The 20,386-nt window shown below is 50.1% G+C and carries 17 protein-coding genes; 13 read left to right on the forward strand and 4 right to left on the reverse strand.

Annotated features, from left to right (window positions below):
- Positions 1–94 precede the first annotated feature (94 nt).
- From KJS52_RS20960 to KJS52_RS20980, 5 genes are read left to right on the forward strand one after another with little or no spacing between them, the layout of a single operon-like run.
- A complete protein-coding gene (locus KJS52_RS20960) occupies positions 95–1,042 on the forward strand; it encodes an ABC transporter ATP-binding protein (protein ID WP_213519197.1) in 948 nt (315 codons plus the stop codon).
- Positions 1,039–1,770, forward strand: coding sequence for an ABC transporter permease (locus tag KJS52_RS20965; RefSeq protein ID WP_213519199.1), 732 nt, complete (start codon positions 1,039–1,041; stop codon positions 1,768–1,770). Before KJS52_RS20960 ends, KJS52_RS20965 begins: the two co-directional genes overlap by 4 nt.
- A complete protein-coding gene (locus tag KJS52_RS20970) occupies positions 1,767–2,453 on the forward strand; it encodes an ABC transporter permease (protein WP_213519201.1) in 687 nt (228 codons plus the stop codon). The genes KJS52_RS20965 and KJS52_RS20970 overlap by 4 nt, the downstream gene beginning before the upstream one ends.
- Positions 2,454–2,471: 18 nt before the next feature.
- Positions 2,472–3,563, forward strand: a complete 1,092-nt coding sequence (locus KJS52_RS20975; protein ID WP_213519203.1) for a sensor histidine kinase — start codon at positions 2,472–2,474, stop codon at positions 3,561–3,563.
- Entirely contained in the window at positions 3,560–4,165 is a 606-nt protein-coding gene (locus tag KJS52_RS20980; RefSeq protein WP_213519205.1) for a response regulator transcription factor, read from the forward strand. The genes KJS52_RS20975 and KJS52_RS20980 overlap by 4 nt, the downstream gene beginning before the upstream one ends.
- Before the next feature lie 36 nt (positions 4,166–4,201).
- Here the strand turns inward: KJS52_RS20980 and KJS52_RS20985 are convergent, their stop codons facing one another.
- Positions 4,202–5,230, reverse strand: coding sequence for an SPL family radical SAM protein (locus KJS52_RS20985; protein WP_213519207.1), 1,029 nt, complete (start codon positions 5,228–5,230; stop codon positions 4,202–4,204).
- Between the two features lie 302 nt (positions 5,231–5,532).
- On the opposite strand from KJS52_RS20985, the gene KJS52_RS20990 reads away from it, so the two are divergent.
- The 5 genes from KJS52_RS20990 to KJS52_RS21010 all read left to right on the forward strand — a co-directional run bounded on the left by KJS52_RS20990 (position 5,533) and on the right by KJS52_RS21010 (position 12,521).
- Positions 5,533–6,897, forward strand: a complete 1,365-nt coding sequence (locus tag KJS52_RS20990; protein ID WP_213519209.1) for a cytochrome ubiquinol oxidase subunit I — start codon at positions 5,533–5,535, stop codon at positions 6,895–6,897.
- The gene (locus tag KJS52_RS20995; RefSeq protein ID WP_213519211.1) at positions 6,894–7,910 is read left to right on the forward strand and encodes a cytochrome d ubiquinol oxidase subunit II; all 1,017 of its coding nucleotides are present in this window, start codon (positions 6,894–6,896) and stop codon (positions 7,908–7,910) included. Before KJS52_RS20990 ends, KJS52_RS20995 begins: the two co-directional genes overlap by 4 nt.
- A gap of 91 nt (positions 7,911–8,001) precedes the next feature.
- Positions 8,002–9,813 carry a thiol reductant ABC exporter subunit CydD gene (cydD, locus tag KJS52_RS21000; RefSeq protein WP_213519213.1) on the forward strand — a complete coding sequence of 604 codons (1,812 nt, stop codon included), beginning with the start codon at positions 8,002–8,004 and terminating at the stop codon, positions 9,811–9,813.
- Entirely contained in the window at positions 9,810–11,600 is a 1,791-nt protein-coding gene (cydC, locus tag KJS52_RS21005) for a thiol reductant ABC exporter subunit CydC (RefSeq protein ID WP_213519215.1), read from the forward strand. The genes cydD and cydC overlap by 4 nt, the downstream gene beginning before the upstream one ends.
- Before the next feature lie 99 nt (positions 11,601–11,699).
- Entirely contained in the window at positions 11,700–12,521 is an 822-nt protein-coding gene (locus tag KJS52_RS21010; RefSeq protein ID WP_213519217.1) for a DUF368 domain-containing protein, read from the forward strand.
- A 115-nt stretch (positions 12,522–12,636) separates the two neighbouring features.
- On the opposite strand, the gene KJS52_RS21015 is transcribed toward KJS52_RS21010, so the two are convergent.
- On the reverse strand, positions 12,637–13,515 hold the full coding sequence (locus KJS52_RS21015) for a helix-turn-helix domain-containing protein (protein WP_213519218.1): 879 nt from the start codon (positions 13,513–13,515) through the stop codon (positions 12,637–12,639).
- Positions 13,516–13,658: 143 nt separating this feature from the next.
- Between KJS52_RS21015 and KJS52_RS21020 the strand changes: the two genes are divergently transcribed.
- From KJS52_RS21020 to KJS52_RS21030, 3 genes are read left to right on the forward strand one after another with little or no spacing between them, the layout of a single operon-like run.
- Positions 13,659–14,624 (forward strand): aldo/keto reductase, encoded by a 966-nt coding sequence (locus KJS52_RS21020; RefSeq protein WP_213519220.1) that lies wholly within the window; start codon positions 13,659–13,661, stop codon positions 14,622–14,624.
- Positions 14,624–15,646, forward strand: a complete 1,023-nt coding sequence (locus KJS52_RS21025; protein ID WP_213519222.1) for a zinc-binding alcohol dehydrogenase family protein — start codon at positions 14,624–14,626, stop codon at positions 15,644–15,646. Before KJS52_RS21020 ends, KJS52_RS21025 begins: the two co-directional genes overlap by 1 nt.
- A 39-nt stretch (positions 15,647–15,685) precedes the next feature.
- Positions 15,686–17,938, forward strand: a complete 2,253-nt coding sequence (locus tag KJS52_RS21030; RefSeq protein ID WP_213519224.1) for a glycoside hydrolase family 95 protein — start codon at positions 15,686–15,688, stop codon at positions 17,936–17,938.
- Positions 17,939–18,068: 130 nt separating this feature from the next.
- Here KJS52_RS21030 and abc-f read toward each other — a convergent pair whose 3' ends face one another.
- Both abc-f and KJS52_RS21040 read right to left on the reverse strand, forming a co-directional pair.
- Positions 18,069–20,018 (reverse strand): ribosomal protection-like ABC-F family protein, encoded by a 1,950-nt coding sequence (gene abc-f / locus KJS52_RS21035; RefSeq protein ID WP_213519226.1) that lies wholly within the window; start codon positions 20,016–20,018, stop codon positions 18,069–18,071.
- A gap of 99 nt (positions 20,019–20,117) precedes the next feature.
- Positions 20,118–20,261, reverse strand: coding sequence for a hypothetical protein (locus tag KJS52_RS21040; protein ID WP_213519228.1), 144 nt, complete (start codon positions 20,259–20,261; stop codon positions 20,118–20,120).
- Positions 20,262–20,386 lie beyond the last annotated feature (125 nt).

Genomic DNA, 20,386 nt, shown 5'->3' on the forward strand with positions numbered 1-20,386 from the left:
TAATGACATATGTAACTATATAGTGTCTCTCGATCTTGCCATACTTGAAAAAGGAAGTTTGAACCCTTATAGATTACGGGAGGTTGATAGACATATGACGATTGCTTCTATGCGTGGCGTTGTTAAGAGATATGGCTCTTATGTTGCTTTGGATTGCATTGACTTCGATATTTATGAAGGAGAAATTATCGGTTTGCTTGGTCCAAATGGCGCCGGCAAGACGACGCTCATTCATGCATTAACGGGATTGACCCCAGTTGATCATGGCACGGTGTCTCTATTCGGGCAAGCCAAGCAGCCTTTTTCCAGGCAGAACAAGGAACGGCTTGGCTTGGTTACGCAGGATATTACCATTTTTGATGAGCTGACCGCCAAGCAAAACCTGCTATTTTTCGCAGGCGTGTATGGTTTGAAGGGCAAGGAAAAGCAGGAGCGGGTAAAGGAAGCACTCGATTTTGTCGGCTTGGGGGACAAGGGGGATAAAAATCCAGCCAAGTTTTCTGGAGGGATGAAGCGCAGGCTCAACATCGCTTGTGCGCTTACCCATCGGCCCAAATTGCTTATTATGGATGAGCCTACAGTAGGAATTGACCCGCAATCGCGAAATCATATTTTAGAGGCGGTCAAGAAGCTAAGAGACAACGGCACAACGATTCTATATACCTCTCATTATATGGAGGAGGTGCAGGCAATTGCTAGTAGAGTGATCATTATGGATCAAGGACAAATGATCAAGGAAGGCACGGTCGAGCAGCTTATTGAGACGATTCAGTCCGAGGAAAAGGTAAGAATCGATGTTACGGAGCCGTATCTCGTGCCGGTTAACCAACTCGAAGCAATTGCAGGCGTTAAGCAGGTAGCTGTGGCAGGCAATCAAATTTCTGTCATATCAGCAGCGGGCTCAGGCAATCTTGATCGTATTTTGACGATCGTCAAGGAGAGAACCGGGGTTGTTGGCATTCAAGCAGATAAGCCGAATTTGGAGGATGTATTTTTCACGCTGACAGGAAAACAGCTAAGAGACAGGGGGGAGCGGGAATGAGAGTAATTTCTACGCTACCCTTCACCTTGCTCAGAATGCTTAAAAGCTACATTTTTTTACTACTGCTGCTTGTTGTGCCAATGCTGCTTTTAACGTTTTTTTATTTTATTCTTTCCGATGCGGTTAACGAATCTGGTGAGTCGTATTTGTATGAAACAGCCATTTCACAGGTGCTGGTGTTTCAGCTTTTTGGCGGATCTATCGTTATGACCTTTATTCATTACGATTTGTTCACAAAGCATAAAGAACGGATGCAGCTGCTGCCGTTTCATTTGCCGATGTACGCAGCTTCTATCGTTGCCTGCGGCACGCTATTTTCGATTATACTGGGCGTTTGCTTGATGGTTTTTTCCCATTTTGTTCTTGGAGTTATGCTAGGAAATGAGCTTTGGATGCTGGTTATCATTTGCCTAATGGCAATTCTCTCCAGCTTGGTCTGCCTTATTTTAACCTTCTCGGTAAAAAGCTTCAAACTGGCGGAAAGGCTGAGCGAGATATATGGAATTGGCTTTGTCGTGCTGGCAGGATTGTTTTTTCCGATGCCGCAAACGCCTTTCTTTCAGTTTATGGGCTCATATGGCAATCCACTGGCCTTATCGATTATGTCTGTTAAAGAAATGAATCGCGGCAATTCGTCTGAAGCTTTGCAGTATGCCTGCATCCTGCTCCTGGCCATCGCCGTATTATTTGTTGTTATGCTGCTAACGGGAAGGAGAAAATGGGGATGACTATTTTCCGCTATACTCTAATTAGAAGCTTCGGCAACAAGACGAATCTGTTGTTCCTCACTCTTTTTCCTGTAATTTGCATATTTTTGCCGCAGGGAGAGCCTTGGCCGCCTCTGCCTTACGGCTATCAATATTTTGGTATTGTAATGCTGTTTGTTGGCATTCGCCTTGCTACGCTCATTATCGAGGATCGCGTCAATGGCGTCGTCAAGCGGCTGGCTATCGCGCCAATCAGCTATTTGCATTATTTAAGCGGCCATTTGCTGGCGTATGCCGTCATTATGGTGCTGCAATGTGTTATTGTAGTTTATGGCGGGGTTGCGATTGGCAGGGAGCTGGCGCAGCCCCACTTGCTGCTGCTGCTCTATGTGAGCTACAGCTTTGTTGCTTTGGCGATAGCTTTAGCCTGGGTCTCTATTTTTCGCAGCAAGGACACCGCCTTTCTTGTCTATATGTCGCTCATTTTTTTCATGTCGATCCTTGGCGGACTCATTATTCCGCTTGAAATGTTTCCGGATCTGCTAAAGCGGCTGGCTGTTTTAATGCCGACCTATTGGCTTGAGCGCGGGCTTGATTGGCTTGTTTATGGCGAGAGAATGGCAGACTATTGGATCGTTCAAGGTGTGCTGTGGCTTTATACGATTTTGTTTGTTACGATTGGCAGCTTTAAGAAGCTATATTAACCGACAGGAGGGGAATGAATGGCATTGAAGCTCGATCCGATGAAATTAGTTACGGGCTGGCGGTTTCTGCAGCTGGCCTTGCTTGTCCATTTGTGGATGATGGGCGAGCAGGGGACGGCTTCTTTTGTGTTCATTTTCCTTTTATTTATTATGACAGCGCTGCGCTGGCGTTTTCGTTTGCCGATATGGACAGTGCTTGCTGATATTGTCATTTGCCTTTCCTATTTCCCTATCACATTAATTAGCTACTATGGCTTGGCTTTGCCGATTTTCGAGCTCGCGCTAAAAGGAAAATGGCTATTGTCGCTCGTTTGCTTCGCTTGTTTTGCTATAGCTCCTGTTACCAGCTTGATGTTCTGGAACAATGTGCAGGCTGTAATGTTCGGCAGCTTTGCCTCGCTAATGCTCCATATGCAGCAGGCAATCAAACGGGAAGCTGATGAGCAGCGGCAGGCAAGAAGCGAGCTGGAAAGTCTGAACAAGCAGCTGCTTGAGGCTAATCGCTCCGTTGCGCAAAAGGCGAAGCTGATGGAAAGATACCGCATCTCACGTCAGCTCCATGATCATTTGGGGCATGATTTGACAGGTGCAGCGCTGGCGCTGCAGGCGTATGACTATATGGAGGACGGAGAGGAAGCCGAGAAGCTGCTGCAAGAGGTGAAGCTGCGGCTGGAGCGGAGCACTGCGAGCCTAAGAGAAACGGTCCATAACGTCACGCCTACAGCCTGGCTTGGTGTCGAAAGCCTGGAGCAGATCGCGTCAAGCTTTCATCAATGTCCGGTTCGCTTTCAAAAATCAGGCAATTTGGGGCAGCTCGATGCGTATAGCTGGGAGCTGCTTGAAGCGTGCTTGAAGGAAGCGCTGACGAATATCGCCAGACATAGCGATGCGACAGAGGTCGTTGTCGATCTGCAGGCTACGGATTCCTTCTTGCGCCTGTCGATTAAGGACAATGGCTCGCTTAACAAAGGAGAGCCAGCCGGAACCGGTCTGAGAGGCCTGAGAGCACGAGCGCGGGCTCTCGCAGGAAGCATATCGGTCAACCGCGAGGACGGTTATCATATCGTGTGCGTGCTCCCTGTAGGAAAGCAAGGGGGAGAAGCAGAATGAAGCTGTTAATTGTAGATGATGATTCGCTTGTTTGCCGCAGCCTGCAAATTTTACTGGGCAAGGAAGCGGATATTGAAGTTATTGGCATAGCAAGCAGCGGCCGGGAAGCGTTGGAGCTTTGCAAGCAAGAGCTGCCGGATGCTGTGCTGATGGATATTCAAATGCCGCTCATGAACGGCATCGCATGTACGGCAGAACTGAAAAAGCTGTATCCCGCCTTACGAATTATGATGCTAACCACCTTTAATGATGAGGAGCATATACGTTCCGCCTTAAAGGCGGGTGCGGATGGTTATCTGCTAAAGTCGGCTGCCATTGAAACGATGGCTAATCAGCTTAGGGCGCTTGTATCAGGCACCGCTGTATTGGATCGCAATGTATTTAAAGCGATCATCGAGCCAGAGCATAACACGCTGGACGGCTTGACGGAGCGAGAGCAGGATATTGTCGAATGCGTCGCTCAAGGGCTGTCGAACAAGGAAATTAGCGAGAAGCTTTATTTAAGCGATGGAACGGTACGCAATATGCTGTCGATTATATTGGATAAGCTGGAGCTGCGCGATCGCACGCAGCTGGCGATCTACTATTGGAAGCGAAAATAAGCCCATGCATGACCCCGAAGCGCTGTAATCGTGGAATTAGAACGGAAAAGACAGCTGCTCCAGTGCCGGCGTAATTTCCTGCGCGGTGACCGGGTGCGTCGGCCGGGGAACCACCCGGGTTCGCGCGTCCCGGCTTCCGGCCCCGGGGGTGAAGCACGACGCACTTGGCAACTCTTGCTTCTTCTCGTACTCCGTGCCGGACAAGCGGTACTTGGCGAGCAGTTCGGATGCCAATGCTTTGAAGGACTCGCGGTAGCTGTTGTCCGCGTAGGCGCCTCCGGCATACAGCGCGCGGTAGCGCTGCACCAGCTGCGGCTCATGCTGCTGCAGCGTTCGCAGAAACCAGGCCTTTACGTCGGGCGAGAGGCGCAGCAGCGAGATCATCGCGAACTGGGCACCGCTTGCTTGTGCGGCTTGCAGCAGCGCTTCCAGCTCCTCTGGGGAGTCAGTCAGGAACGGCAGGATCGGCGCGGCAAAAATGCCGGCGTGAATTCCGTGCTCCGTCAAGTACCGGACGGTCTCCAGCCGTTTGACCGGATGCGGCGAAGCTGGCTCCAGCTTGCGGATAAGCTCCGCATCCAGCGTGTTGACGCTGATATTAACTGAAACCTCGCTCATTTGGGCGAGGATGTCAAGATCCCTCATAATGAGCGGCGAGCGGGTGGTCACGTTGGTGCGAATCCGGTACTTGGCCAGCAGCTTGAGACATTCCCGGGTCAACTGCTCCTTGGCTTCCACCGGTTGATAAGGATCGGTAGCAGTGCCGATCGCAACCTGGCCGACGTGCCGACTGACCGCGTCGATGTCGAAAGCGAATCTTCTTGCCAGGGCAGCCAGCTGTCGCTCTAGCGCCTCGGCCGCATTTTCCTTGACGGAGATGTGGAACTGGAACTCGTCATCCGCATTTTTGCCCTGAAACGCCTGGAACGCCCGGGCATAACAGAAGCTGCACCCGTGCCCGCACCCCCGATACGGGTTGATCGACCACTCGAAAGGCATCGCCTCCTCTTTAACGCGATTTAATGTCGTTTTGCTTTGTATTCGTTCATAACGGGTTTGCTGCATCCCTTTGTCCTCCTTTTGCACACGCCACAATCATTTGGATTTAATCCCTTCTTATTATACCAAACATATGTTCTTATTCAAATAAAATAAATATCATATGATCGCCAACGAGGCAATAACTCGATCGAGTCGTTTTTGTGACTTTCACCGAGTTGTCAGAAAGATTCGTTACTTTTTTGAACGAGAGCGTTTCGTGATTATTTTGAGACAATGCTTAGCTATAATAGCTGTTATCGAGGAGGAGCTGTATATGGCTTATCCCGATAGATGAACGATTCAGGGGTGAAAGGAGATAGATCAGGATGGCTGTAGATACGGTGCTGTGGAGCAAATGGCTGACGGGGCTTACGTTAGCATTCCATGCCATATTTGCCACGGTTGGCGTTGGCGTTCCGCTAATGATTGCGATTGCTGAATTCATCGGAATCCGCAAGAAGGATCCTCATTACACATTGATGGCCAAAAGATGGACGAGAGGCTTTGTAATTTCGGTCGCAGTTGGCGTAGTGACGGGGACGGCTATAGCATTGCAGCTTTCGCTTGTGTGGCCGAATTTTATGCAATTGGCAGGGAATGTGATTGCACTTCCGTTATTTATGGAGGTGTTTGCATTCTTTTTCGAAGCTATATTTTTAGGAATTTATATGTATACCTGGGATCGCTTCCGCAATCCGTATATTCATTGGCTGCTTACGATTCCAATTGTCGCTGGAGCAAGCATGTCGGCTTTTTTTATTACGACAGTAAATGGGTTTATGAACCAGCCGGAAGGATTTACGTTTGAAAATGGCCACTTTACAGCAGTCAACCCACTGCAGGCAATGTTTAATGCAGCGACAGCCTCGAAGGTGTTTCATGTGCTGTCTTCGGCTTATTTAACAGGTGCTGCTTTGCTGGCGGGGATCGCGGCCTTCACGATGCTGCGAAAGGGAGTCTCGGCGTATTATACGAAAGCATTAAAGCTGATGATGGTGGTTGTACTCTTATTCGGCTTGCTAAATACGCTAGCCGGAGATGTCTCAGCCAAGTTTCTCGCGGAGCATCAGCCTGAGAAGCTGGCCGCGGCAGAATGGCATTTTGAGACGGAAAGCGGCGCCGATCTAATCTTTTTGGGCTGGCTAAACGCGGAGCAGCAAATTGTAGGAGCGATTCAAATTCCGAAGGCACTCAGCTTCCTTGCCTTCGGCGACTTTAATGCTGAAGTAACGGGACTGGAGGAGTTTCCGCTAGATGAGCGTCCGCCGCTGCTTGTTCACTATTTGTTTGATTTCATGGCGGGAATTGGTTTTGTGATTTTGGGCGTTGCACTGCTATATTTTCTATTCTTGTTCTGGAAAAAGCGCAATGAGCTGAACAAATGGATGCTGCGGGCAATCGCTCTTACTGCACCACTTGCGTTTCTTGGTGTGGAAATGGGCTGGCTATATGCGGAAATAGGGCGTCAGCCATGGATTGTTCGCGGATATATGCGGGTAGAGGAAGCAGCTACCTCCTCTCCGAGTGTGCGCATTCTCTTCTTCGTTTTTCTGCTGCTGTATGTAGTGCTGGGGATGATGTGCGCCATTATACTGCGTCGCTTGTTCCGCAATAAGCCGGCAGATGAAGAGCTGGAAAAGCTTATGAAAGAGAAGCGGCTACATGCAATAGAAATGGGTGAATCAGTATGATCAGTTATGAGTTGATCGGGATTTCAGTGCTCTGGCTTTTTTTATATGGTTATTTAATTGTAGCCTCTATTGATTTTGGATCCGGATTTTTTGCCTTTTATGCTCGACTGACGAAGCAGGACCATCTGATCAATCGGTTAATTTCCCGATATTTATCGCCAGTATGGGAAATTACTAATGTGTTTTTAGTTTTCTTCTTTGTCGGGATTGTCGGGTTTTTCCCTGACACGGCTTATTATTACGGCTCTGCGCTGCTCGTTCCTGGAAGCATCGCGATTATTTTGCTGGCCATTCGCGGTTCCTTTTACGCCTTCGAAAATTATGGCTCCAAGGATAACATCGTCTATCTGTTTTTATACGGGGCATCTGGCTTGCTTATTCCGGCTTCGCTGTCGGTGGCGTTAACTCTTTCAGAAGGTGGCTTCATTATCGCCAATGGCGAATCCGTTAATCTAGATTATATGGCGCTGTTTACTAGTCCGCTGTCATGGATGATCGTTATTTTGGCCATTGTCTCGGTGCTGTTTATAAGTGGAACCTTTTTAGCCTTCTACGCTTCAAGAGCAGAGGATGCGCCAGCGCTTAGGCTGATGCGGAAATTCGCCCTTTTTTGGAGCACGCCGACCATTATTGCAGCTTTAACCGCTTTTATATATCTAAGTCAACATAATGAGCGGCATTATCAAAATATGATGGATTTATGGTGGCTGTTGGCGCTTTCTGTCAGCTTCTTTATGTTAGCGATGTGGCTGCTCTACAAAGGACGTCGTTACGGCCTGGCTTTTATAAGTGTCATGCTGCAATTTTTCTGTGCGTTTTTCGCTTATGGCATAGGTCATTATCCATATATTTTGGACCCATACATTTCAATTCAAAGCGGAGCTACGCACGAGTCAATGGGAGTGGCACTGGTAGCTGCCTTTATCGGCGGTCTATGCCTGTTAATTCCTTCTATCATTTTAGTGTTCAAGCTTTTTCTGTTTAATGTCGATTATGTTAAAGGTAAAAAATAAAAGGCCGCATGAGCTAAGTACCGCATGCCGCAAGACTACTCGCTCATATTGTAAGAATATTGCAACAATTTGGGCTAAGGAGGTGGTTTGAATGGGGCAAAGTAAAAACAAAAGCAAAAGCTTAATGTCTCAGCTTATGTCCTTGCAACGGAAGCGTCTTTACATGATAAGCGGCCTGTCGCTAATGCTTGGAGCAGCTATTGCAGGTCAGGCCGTATTGACGGCCGAAGCGGTTGAACGGATATTTGTCCAGAAAGCGCCGATATCTAGCATCGCTGCCATACTTGCGATACTGCTAATCGTAATTGCAGTACGGGTACTACTATTGCATGGAAATGGACGGATCGGTCTGCAAATGGCTGCTAGCGCTAAAACAGAGCTGCGTACTGCAGTGCTGCAAAAGCTGATCCACGCTTCTTTGCCGGCAGCGCTTCGCGGGCAAACAGGTGGCAAGGTCAGCATGACACTGGATGCTGTAGATGAAGCCGACAGTTATTTCAGCCAGTATATGCCGCGCATGATAGAAGCTGCTGTTATTCCGGTCATTATTTTGACTGTCGTATTTGTCCTCCATCCGCATTCTGGCTTCATTATGCTTGCTACAGCACCCTTTATTCCGATCTTTATGGTGCTTGTTGGTATGAAAACGAAGCGTAAGTCTGAGGAGAAGTTTGCTCAGCTGGCCGAATTCTCCAGCACATTTCTTGAGTCTGTTCAAGGGCTGGTTACATTGAAGCTGTTTGGCAGGGCGAGTCAGCAGCAGCAGGAAATTGAGCACAGCAGCTATAAATTTCGGGATGCGACAATGGGGATTTTGCGAATCGCGTTTACGAATACCTTTATGCTGGAAACGATCGTTATGCTAAGTATAGGGATTGTTGCGCTTGAGCTGGCGCTGCAGCTGCTCATATTCAAGTCGCTTTCCTTCCAGACTGCGTTTCTGATCCTGCTGCTAGTGCCTGAGTTTTACAGCCTGTTGAAAAACAGCGGCACAGCTTTTCATAGCGGTCGCACCAGTATGGGGGCCGTCCGTAAAATTGAGCAGCTTCTTGAGGATGCAGGCAAGGAGCCTGCAGCAATGACACTGGAGCATGTCGAAAAGCCGGCGACCGTTGCGCTTTCGCCCACTGTGGACGTCACTGTGGAACCGAATCGCAGGCCGCCAGTCATTGAAATGAGGGAGGTACGCTTTCACTATGCGCCCGGTTCCTTCGAGCTTAGCGCCGGCAGCTTCAAGATTCGTGCAGGAGAGCATATCGCGATCGTTGGAAAAAGCGGGGCAGGGAAAACAACATTGCTGCATCTTGTTGCCGGGCTGCTGCAGCCGACGACAGGCCAAGTGCTAATTGATGGGCTGCCGCTTGCACAGCATCAGGAGGCTGCTTGGTTTAAGCAAATTAGCTATATTACTCAGCATCCATATATTTTTGCCAGCACATTGGCAGATAATATTGCAATTGGCTTGGGTCGGAATGCTTCAAGAGCTGAAATTGTCCAGGCTGCAGAGGCTGCCGGGCTTGCTGCTGTTGCAGCGGGATTGGAGCAGGGCTACGACACCGTTGTAGGCGAAGGAGGCATTGGCCTGTCCGGCGGAGAGAAGCAGAGGCTTGCACTGGCGCGTGCCTTTCTGAAGAAGCCCGCCGTTATTTTGTTTGATGAGCCTACTGTTGGACTGGATTTGCATACCGAACGCATTTTGCAGCGTTCTATTGCCGAGCTTTCAGCGAAGGCAACGATGATTACGGTGGCACATCGCTTATATACAATCCGACATGCAGATTGCATTTTATTTATAGACGACGGAAAGCTGCTTGATCGTGGCAGTCACGACGAGCTGCTTGTACGTCTGCCACAATATGCTGCGATGGTGAATGTACAGCGTAAAGGAGGGAGCCGATCATGAAGGAGCTGGCTCTATTAACTAAAGCGCTTATCCAGGAGCGCAAAGATATTGCGCTTTCGATTATATGCGGGTTTATTGCCGGCATAGCAGGGGTCGTTCTTTTTGCTGCAAGCGGCTATTTGATCTCCCAAACGGTGTTTGCGCCGCCACTATATACATTAATTGTGCTTACATCGTTAGTGAAAATACTAGGTCTTCTGCGAGCGGCCAGCCGATACGGTGAACGCTTGTATTCTCATCGAGCTACATTTTCGATGCTCGGTCGTTTGCGGGCCTCTTTTTTTGCCAGGCTTGTTCCGTTAATGCCCAATCTTTTGGGCAAAAAACGAAGCGGTGAGCTGCTTGCGCGCATCGTAGGGGATGTCGAGAGCTTGCAGCATTATTTTTTGCGAGTAGCCTACCCGCCGATGATTGTTGTGATGGTATTTTTGGCGACGGTGTTATTCGTATCGGCTTATTCGGTCTGGGTTGCTTGTTTATTAATAGCGGGGATGCTTGCGACAGCCTTTGTTGTTCCGGGGCTTGTGCTGCTTGGACAGAGAAGGGTTCATGGCAAGCTGCTTGAGCAGCGTGCCGCCGTGTCTATTGAAGTGACTGAGCTGCTGTATGGTTTTGTTGATTTAAAGGTATACGGTCGATTAAAGGAGCGCGAGGAGCAGCTGCATATTAGCTCCGACGCATTAGTCGCCGAGCAGCATGCAGCAGCGCGAGGTCTGCTGCGCGGGCAATCGCTGCACACATTTGTAACGTATCTCATTTCCTGGGGCGTGCTTGCACTTGGCGCTTATTTAACTATAACTGGTTCGCTCGAAGGTGTTTTTATTGCTATGCTGCTGCTTGCTTCGCAAACATTGTTTGAAGAAGCGGCGCCACTAGCTAATTTGCCTGCTTATAAGCAGGATAGCGAGTACGCCGCCAAGCGGCTGGCAGAAACGGTTCATGAGGATAGCACGCGGCCGCCAGGCAAAGCGCGACCGCGAGGCAAAGTACAACCGCGAGACAAAGCGCAATCGCCAGGCAAAGCGCAACCGCCAGGCAAAGCGCTATCTGCCGAGCAAGCTGCTTCAATTGAGCTGTGTGAGCTTTCATTTCACTATGAACATAAAGACCGTCCGGTCTTAAAAAATATTTCACTGAGCATTCCGCCAGGCTGCAAAGCAGCGATTGTCGGACCGAGCGGCTCTGGGAAAACAACGATTTTTGAACTGCTGCTCAAGCTGCGTGCGTCGACAGGCGGCGAGATCCGATTAAACGGTGCTCCGATTACAGAGCTGGATGAAGCAAGTATTTGGCATGCAGCGAATGTTGTGTTGCAGCGCGGCCATTTCTTTAGAGGAACGATCCGTGATAATTTGCTTCTGGATGGAGAACAGCGTTCAGACGAGGAGCTGATGACTGCCTTGGAGAAGGTGCTGCTGTCGCACAAAGCTTTGGATGATGAGGTCTATGAAAAAGGAGAGAATTTGTCGGATGGAGAAAAGCAGCGCTTGGCACTGGCGCGAGCAATGCTGAGAAAAGGTCGTCGGCTATGGCTTCTCGATGAACCGACCTCCTCGCTAGATTATATTACCGAACAGCATGTATTTCAACAGCTATTGACAGAAGCAGCAGACGATACATTGCTCATCATATGTCATCGACTTACTGGGCTGGAGGAGATGGACCTGATTGTCGTGTTGGAGCACGGCAGCGTGATCGAGGCAGGCACATACGCACAGCTAATGGAGCAAAAGGGATATTTTTATGAAATGAAGCAAATTGAGCTGCAAATGATCGGTGATGAGTGAGCTCTGGTGACTGCCCTCCCTATGAATCTATTTTACAAGTGTGGTACACTTGGTAGATGTAGAAAAAGATAGAATCATTGGAGAAAAGGAGTAGAATCAATGGAGTGGAAAAATCTGTTGCGGGGATTCGCGATGGGCACAACCGATCTTATACCTGGTGTAAGCGGCGGGACGCTGGCCGTAGTGCTGGGCATCTACTATCAATTGCTGGAGTCGATTAGCGGCTTGTTCGGCAAGGACTGGAAGCGCCACTGGGGCTTTCTTATTCCGCTCGGCATCGGGATGGTTTCAGCTATCGTATGCTTGAGCAGGGTCATCGAATATTTGCTGGAGCATCATTATGAGCCGACACAATTTTTCTTTACCGGCTTAATTCTCGGCGTGCTGCCGATGCTGGTTCGTCAGGCAGATGTGAGACGCAATTTCTCTGTCATACATGTGATCGTTCTGCTAATCAGTCTGGTGCTTATGGCTTCCATGGCCTTTTTGTCTGGAGATGAAGATGCAGGTCCTTTAACTGCGCTTACAATCGGCTCAACGATTGGCTTGTTCTTTGCCGGCTGGCTTGCCAGCATGGCGATGCTGCTGCCAGGAGTGAGCGGGTCATTTGTGCTGCTGCTGGTTGGGGTTTATCCGACTGCGATTAATGCATTGTCGACGTTTAATTTCCCTATTATTATTACGATCGGATTAGGCGTATTGGCTGGTTTCTTCTTTAGCAGTAGAGCAATTCGCTATTTGCTTGCCAGCTATCCGCATATGACCTATGCTGTCATGATCGGCTTGATTGCCGGCTCGGTGTTCGTTATATTTCCGGGCATCGTGAGCGGTCTCGGCACTATCATTATTTGTCTGGTTGCCTTATTGGCAGGCTTGAGCATTGCGATGTACTTTGGCTCAGCCAAGCGGACTGGAAGCTAGCCGGGAGCGGGGCTTCAAACCGCTGGAGTTATAGATGCAAGCTAAGGAGCAGTCGGGAAGTCAGTAAAGCTGGCTTGCTGACCGCTCCTTTTTTGCTCGGCAACGCGCTGAGCGTTTACTTTATGGAGACGCTGCGACAGCGCGTTCTGTATTGGCCGGGCGTCTCGCCTGTTACTGATTTGAATACTCTGTAGAAATGGGTAGGTGTCTCATATCCGCATTTTTCAGCGATATCATTTACATTATCATCGGAATACGCTAGCCGCTCCTTCGCTTTAATGATCCGTTTCGCGTTGACATAGCCTGTGACGTGCATAGTAGTGAACTGTCTGAACACTCTTGAGAAATGCGAGGTTGACACGCAAGCCTCGCGCGCCAAGTCGGATAGATGAATTTCGCGCTCAGGATGCTCATCTATTTTTTTTAACGCCTGCAAAATCCACGAAGGTCCAATAGGCGTGCCCTCATGCGCAATGCTACCATTCGTCAGCAGATGGCGATTCAGTTGCAGCAGCAGCTGGCCTGTCGTCAGCCGTACAGCTTCGCGGTAGCCAGCTTCTTTGTTAGCAAGCTCCTCGGCAATTTGCGCGAGCACTGTTTCGACCAGGCTGCGCAACGCCCCAGCCAGCCCGAGCTTATACTGCTTTTTTCTACGGGCAAATTCAAAGCATTGCAGCGGAGAATAGCTCTCGTCAAGCGTGTGCCCGGCAATAAGCGTTGGTGCGAAAAAGACGGCCGTAGAAATAATAGGATCTTCAAGGTCCGGCAAAGAATGATGGATCGTATTGCCCGGGATGATGAACAGATCGCCAGCACTTTTATGATACAAGCAATTGTCGATAAAAAAAATCCCTGTGCCGCTATGAATATAGACGAGCTCGTAATGGTCATGCAGATGATTGGGCAGCTCCTTGTCCGGAAGCTTTACTGTTTTGTACACAAGGTCGAATGGAAACATTGGATCACCATTAAATGATTTGCGATAGGCTTGCATAATAGATACATGCCTCCTTTTTGGCTATAATTCACATCAAAAAATGATATAAAAATGATAGTTCTCGTGATTACAATATCATAAAACGGAATATACAATAAGGGTAATTGTAAAGCAAATTTTAAGGATGGAGTGATCCTGACATGAAATATAGGAAATTAGGCCAGACAGGACTCGATGTTTCGGTTCTTAGCTTCGGTGCCTCTTCGCTTGGATCGGTATTTCGGGAAACATCGGAGCGTGAAAGTATAAAGACCGTGCATGCGGCTCTCGATGCTGGCATTAATTACATTGATGTTTCGCCTTACTATGGACTGACCAAGGCGGAAAAAGTGCTGGGCAATGCGATCAAGGAATTGCAGCGCGATCGGTTTATACTATCGAGCAAGGCGGGGCGATATGGTGAGAACCAGTTTGACTTCTCAGCCAAACGAATTTTTACGAGCGTAGACGAAAGCCTGCAGCGGCTGAATACGGATTATCTCGACATTCTCTTCTTGCATGATATCGAATTTGTACCGTCTCCTATTATTGTGGAGGAAGCCGTTCCGGCTATGCAGAAGCTGAAGGAGCAAGGTAAAATCCGCTTCACAGGCATTAGCGGGCTTCCGTTGCAGCTTTTTGAGCTGGTGCTGCCGCAAATTGAAGTGGATGCGATTTTGTCTTACTGCCATTATGCTCTCAACGATACTTCACTGCTGGAGCTTCTTCCGCTGCTGGAGCAGCGCAAGGTTGGGCTGGTCAATGCCTCGCCGCTATCGATGGGACTGCTAAGCACCCGCGATACCGCAGCCTGGCATCCGGCAGACGCTGAGCTGAAGGCGATTTGCCGGAAGGCCGCCGAGCATTGTGCTTCCCGTGGCTACGATATTGCCCAATTGGCGGTGCAGTTTTCGACCGCTGATGATCGCATCCCGACGACGCTCGTTAGTACAGCGAATCCAGACAACATCGTTAAAAATGCTCGTTGGACCGAGCAGCCTATCGACGAGGAGCTGCTATCCGAGGTGGCTGACATTCTCGCACCAGTTCATAACCGAACCTGGCCAAGCGGACGTGCCGAGTACAACAGCAGACCGCAAGCTGAAGTAAAGGCAGGCGACGTCTAATGAAAGGGATTATTTGCAAGGAAGCCGGCCGTTTCGTTATGCGAGACGATTTGCCAGAGCCGGTAAGAGGCGAGGGAGAGGCCATTGTTGCGATTCGGCGAATTGGCATCTGCGGAACCGATCTGCACGCCTACCAGGGGAATCAGCCTTATTTTGCTTATCCTCGCATTCTTGGTCATGAGCTATCTGGAATAATCGAACAGATTGGCGATAATCAAGAAGGGCTAAAGGTCGGCGATCAAGTCAGTATTATTCCGTATTTGCACTGCGGTCATTGCGCTGCTTGTCTGAGAGGTAAAACCAACTGCTGCCGAAGCATGCGCGTGCTGGGCGTACATCTGGATGGCGGCATGCGCGAACGGATCGCCGTTCCTGTGTCCCATCTAATCAGGACGGAAGAGCTGTCCCTGGACCAGGCTGCACTGCTTGAGCCTTTGGCGATCGGTGCGCATGCATTGCGTCGAGCAGGCTTGCAATCCGGTGCTCGTGCGCTTGTAATTGGGGCCGGACCAATCGGGTTAGGTGTGATGGCGCTGGCCGAAGCCTTGGGGGCCGAGGTAGCTGCGATGGACGTAAATGCAGAACGACTTGTCTTCGCCAAGCAATGGGCCAAAGCTTCATGTACAGTAACAGCATCGTCAGAAGCTGCGAAGGAACGCCTGCTTGATTGGAATGGCGGAGAGCTGCCATCTGTAGTATTCGACGCAACGGGCAGCCTGCGTTCCATGTCAGACGCATTTGACTTGGTCGGTCACGGCGGCACGCTCGTTTACGTTGGACTCGCGAATGGAGATATTACGTTTAATGATCCTCATTTTCATGCACGAGAGCTTTCGCTTCTCGGCAGCCGCAACGCTACTCGAGAGGATTTTAACGATGTGATTGAAGCAGTGACGAACGCCAATATTGATCTAAATGCCTATATTACGCATCGCTGTGCGTTCGAGCGATTGACAGAACAGTTCGATGAATGGCTGAAGCCGGAAACAGGTGTCATTAAAGCGATAGTAGAGATTAATTAAGCACATTAATTAAAGTACATTTCAGAAGGAGCGAAAGCAATGAGCAACCATTTACAGGAGCACCGCTTGTGGTATGCAAAGCCAGCTAAGGAATGGAACGAAGCGCTGCCAGTAGGCAATGGACGGCTGGGCGCGATGATTTTTGGAGGAGTTCAAGCGGAGCGGCTGCAGCTCAACGAGGACTCTCTATGGTACGGTGGGCCGCGGGATCGCAACAACCCGGACGCACTGCCCAATTTGCCAGAGCTGCGCAGGCTGATCCTGCAAGGGAAGCTGAAGGAGGCGGAGGAATTGGCGTCGCTGACCCTTCCCGGACTTCCGGAAGCACAGCGCCACTATGTTCCGCTCGGCGACCTTCTCTTAATGTTTAAGGAGCAGGATGAACCCGTTACGGAGTACAGCCGCGAGCTTGATCTTGAGCGTGGGATTGTGACGGTGCGATACCGTGTCGGAGATATCGAGTATACACGAGAGATTTGGTCCAGCTATCCCGATCAAGCGCTGGTCATCCGACTCACGGCTAATCGTGGGGGCAAGCTCTCGTTCAAGGCTCGCTTTAATCGCGGTAACTGGAGATACCTCGAGAAAAGCGAGAAGTGGGGAGAAGACGGCATTATTATGAATGGGCATAGCGGCGGGGAAGGCGGAAGCACCTTCTGCGCAGCTTTGAAAGCGGTTCATAATGGTGGCAGCGCTCGGACCATCGGAGAGTACCTTGTAATTGAGAACGCTGATTCTGTTACATTGCTGCTTACTGCTGCCACAACGTTTCGCTATCCAGACCCGGCAGCTCTGTGCAGGCTGCAGCTGGAAAGCTTGCTTAGCTTAAGCTATGAGCAGCTGCAGGAGCGGCATATTGCTGATTACCAGTCGCTTTACCACCGTGTCAGCCTGACGCTGCCAGGATGTGCCAAGCTAGTTAGTCTGCCTACGGATGAGCGGCTTGATCGCGTGAAGCAGGGAGAAGCGGATCATGGGCTGGTTGCGCTCTATTTTCATTACGGCCGCTATTTGCTGATTGCTTCCAGCCGCCCCGGCTCACTGCCGGCGAATTTGCAAGGGATCTGGAATGACAGCTTTACACCGCCGTGGGACAGCAAATTTACGATCAATATTAATGCGCAAATGAACTACTGGCCGGCCGAGCTTTGTAATTTGGCTGAATGTCATGAGCCGCTGTTTGAACTGATTGAGCGCATGCGGGAGCCTGGCAGAGTGACGGCGCAAGTGATGTACGGGTGCCGCGGCTTTACGGCTCATCACAACACGGATATTTGGGCAGATACGGCTCCGCAGGATACGTATTTGCCAGCTTCATTTTGGCCGATGGGCGCTGCCTGGCTCTGTCTGCATCTATGGGAGCATTATCGCTATGGGCAAGATCTTCAATTTCTCGCTCGAGCCTACGATACGATGAAGGAAGCAGCGGTATTTCTGCTCGATTATTTGATTGAGGACGAGCAAGGCCAGCTCATTACCTGCCCATCTGTTTCACCGGAAAACAGATATATCCTGCCTAATGGGGAAGCGGGTGTGCTGTGCGCAGGAGCGTCGATGGACTTCCAAATCATTACGGCGCTTTTTACCGCCTGCATAGAGAGTGCCAAGCTGCTTGGGACGGATGAAGCATTCAGTGAGCAATTGACTGCTGCTTTGGAGCGACTGCCACAGCCGAAAATCGGCAAGTATGGACAAATTCAGGAGTGGATGGAGGATTATGAGGAGGAGGAGCCGGGACATCGCCATATATCCCATCTATTCGCCTTGTATCCTGGAGATGCGTTCACCAATGAAAGCACGCCAGAGCTAGCGGCAGCCGCACGGACTACGCTGACTCGCAGATTATCCTCTGGCGGAGGGCATACTGGCTGGAGCAGAGCCTGGATCATCAATTTTTGGGCAAGGCTGCAGGATGGCCAGCTTGCTTACGACAACGTTATGGCGCTGCTTCATCATTCCACGCTGCCTAACTTGTTCGACAATCATCCTCCGTTCCAAATCGACGGAAACTTTGGCGGGGCTGCCGGCATCGCAGAAATGCTGCTGCAAAGCCATACTCGAGTGATCCGACTGCTGCCGGCTTTGCCTGAGCTATGGCAGGAAGGGGAGGTTAACGGGCTGCGTGCTCGTGGCGGATTTACGCTCAGCTTGAAATGGGCGGCGGCGAAAATTACAGAAGTTGTTGTCACTTGCTCAGTCTCCGGGCTTTGCGAGCTCGAGGGTCCAGGGTTAGCTCCTGTCTCGTTTATGGCAGAGGCGGGGCAGACTTATACATTTAAAGGTGAGCTATGATGCTAATGAAGATGAGCTGTCTGCACAGTAAAGGCTGATGGCTATATAAGCTGGATAACGCTATTGGTGCTTAATGGGGTCCTTCTCCATTTGCAGCCTTTACGTTATCCAGCTTTCTTTAAATCTATTTCTAGTTCGGTTCGTTTAATGCAATCCATTGCTCCAGCAAAGCGTCCAGCCGGTGCCGGATTTCTTCTCGTTCACGCCATTTCGCTTCCAGCTCTGCTGGTTCGCCGCCTTGATCTATGCGGCTTAGCTGTTCGTCAGCGTTGGCAAGCTGCTCTTCCAGCTCTGCAATTTCCGCTTCCAGCTGCTTTAGCCGCTGCTTGCTTTTTGGCTCGCTTGCAGATTGAAGGCCAGCAGAACGAGCTACGGTCGGGTTGTTGGCAGCCCGCAGGTCCTTTTGTTGCAGCGGCGTGGTTGGTGACTGCTTCATCTCAAGTTCGGCCAATTCAGTTTGCTTGCTCTTGTAATTGTCGTAATTGCCCAGGTACGTAGTAATTTTTCCGTTTGCCAGCTCCCATACGCGCTGTGCCAGCCGATTGATGAAGTAGCGGTCATGGGAGATCGCAAGTATCGTTCCTGGAAATTGCTCCAGCGCTTCCTCCAGCGCTTCGCGCGAGTCCAGATCGAGATGATTGGTAGGCTCATCGAGCAGCAGCACATTCGGCTTGCGCAATACAAGCAAAGCGAGCCTTAATCGTGTCCATTCTCCTCCAGAAATGATGTGCAACGGCTTGAAAACATCTGCGCCATAGAACAAATATTTAGCCAATATGTGCCGCGCTTCACCTTCTTCCAGCCTGGCCTCAGTTCGGAAATAGTCCAGCACGGTCAGCTTGCCTTGCTGCACAGGCTCCTGCTGAGCCAAGTATCCGATCTCTGTGCGGGAACCGAGCTCAAGCTCGCCAGCATCGGGTTCGAACTGACCGAGCAGCAGCTTGAACAGTGTCGTTTTGCCTGAGCCGTTATCGCCCAGCAGCACGACCTTCTCGCCATAAAACAGCTGACCATCTACTTCCTGTAAAATCTTTCGATCGCCAAATTGCTTGACCAGCCCCGCGAAGGTTATGACTTTACGACCCGAACGCTCGAGCGGCGACAGGTCAAATTCTGCTGCTCTACGCTCCAATACGGGCCGCTTCACCAACTCCATGCGTTCGAGCGCTTTGCGAATCGAAGCAGCACGCTTGAAAAACTTCTCATTGCCGCCGATTCTGCCCCATTCCTCCAGCTGGCGTATCGTTTCCTGCATTTTTTTGCGTACCTTTTGCTGTTCCTGATACTGGGCAAATTGCTGCAGCAAGCGCTCCTCCTTTTCCTTGGCATAGCCGCTGTAGTTCGTAAAGTACAGCTGCGCTTCTCCATCCTCAAGCTCGATCATTTTCGTAGCGACAGCATCCATAAAGTAGCGGTCATGCGATACGATCATACAAGCACAGCTGCAGCTGCGAATAAATTGCTCCAGCCATTCTATCCCCTTAATATCCAAATGATTGGTCGGTTCGTCGAGCAGCAGCAAATCTGGCTGAACGACAAGCTGAGACGCGAGCAAAATTTTTGTTTTCTCTCCGCCAGACAAGCTGCCGAATAGGCGCCCATCATAGCTGTGATCAATTTGCAGGCCGTCTGCTACCTGATCGATGGCGGTATCCATGTCATAGCCGCCGCCTTGCTCAAATTGCTCCTGAAGGAGGGCGTATTTGTGCAGCAGCTTTTCCATTGCTTCAGGCTGTGCCGCCGCTTCTGGCGCTGACATTTGCTGTTCTAGCGCAGTCATTTCCTGCTTGATTGCTTGCACTTCCCGGTAGCCATAGCCTAATACATCATAGACCGTCATTTGCTCGAAATGCTCTGGAGCCTGCGGCAAATAGCCGATTCGCAAATCTTTGCGGATCGAGAGCATGCCGTCATCAGGCTGGTCGATGCCGGAGATTAAGCGCAGCAAGGTAGATTTGCCGCTGCCGTTGCGGCCGATCAGACCGACCTTTTCTCCGGCCTGGAGCATGAAGCTTACATCCTCCAATACGAGATGGGCGGCATAGTATTTTTTAATATGTTGAAGATGAATAATCGTCATAATAGGAGCCTCCTAAATAGCTGAGAGACCCTGTAGCATGCACAAAAAGAGCCGCGCTAGCAAGCGCGGCCCTTAAGGATTACATGCAATCCGTTGTGGTCAAGGCAGGCGTCTTCTCGCGAATGGTTTAAACGTATGCTTAAAAATGGACAGACTGATCCCGTTCGCAGAAAACGTAAATATAATGCCAGACAGGACAAGTCCAAGCTGGCTAATACGGTTGTTGACCATCGCGTGATTCACCTACCTTCACCTCCTCCAATAATCATTTCTATAATCGTAGCATATTTGGAAAACGCCGACAAGTGCCATCATGAAGCAAGTCGGCAGCTAAGTGGAGGTTATGTGGAAGTTAAGTGGCAGCTGAT

The organism is Paenibacillus montaniterrae, from assembly GCF_018403185.1.
Classification (GTDB): Bacteria; Bacillota; Bacilli; order Paenibacillales; family Paenibacillaceae; genus Pristimantibacillus; species Pristimantibacillus montaniterrae.